The sequence below is a fragment of the Cupriavidus sp. FW305-F7 genome (assembly GCF_058782875.1).
The window spans coordinates 1-632 of sequence record NZ_JBYSYC010000142.1 but is presented as its reverse complement, the minus strand read 5'-3'; the positions used below and the strand labels follow the sequence as shown (position 1 = coordinate 632).

1 protein-coding gene is annotated in these 632 nt (G+C 61.6%); it reads right to left on the bottom strand.

The features are described 5' to 3' along the window. On the bottom strand, nucleotides 1-632 hold a 632-nt coding region (locus AC3WL8_RS39990; protein WP_492380268.1), incomplete at both ends, for a TauD/TfdA dioxygenase family protein.

Here is a 632-nt window from a genome sequence, read left to right as displayed (position 1 = left end):
GCCTGGCTGACCAGGTAGTTCAGCAAATTGGCGGCACCCGGCGCCTTGTCGATGCCGAAGCGCACGTTGTCGGGCACGTTGTAATTGGTGAAGTGCGTCGTAAAGCTTCCGTTGACGAACAGGATCTTCTCTCCGGTTTCAGGATGGGTGCGCACAACCGGGTGCTCGGCATCCGGGAACTGAGCCTTCAGTGCAAGACGCTTTTCGATCGGCATGGCGGCACCGAAGCTGGCCTCGATGCCGTGGCGCGCGCGTAATGCGGCGATCTTCGTCTTGATCTCCTCGGGCAACTGGTTATAGGCCTCGACCATGTTGACCCACATCGTGTCGCCGCCCACGGGCGGGCACTCGATACAGCGCAGCACGCAGCCTAGCGGTGGCTTTTCGCGCCAGGTGGCATCGGTATGCCAGGAATTCTCGTTACGATCGGGAGGACTGTCCGGGGTTTTGTAGATCTGAACCAGTCCCGGGTAATCGGGATGGCTGCCCACCACCGGATGGTCCTCCAGCTCGCCAAAGCGGCGTGCAAAGGCCACGTGCTGCGCGCGCGTGATGTCCTGGTCGCGGAAGAACAGCACGCGATGCTTCAGGAGCAGGGCACGGATTTCCGCCATCTGTTGGTCGTCTTCGGC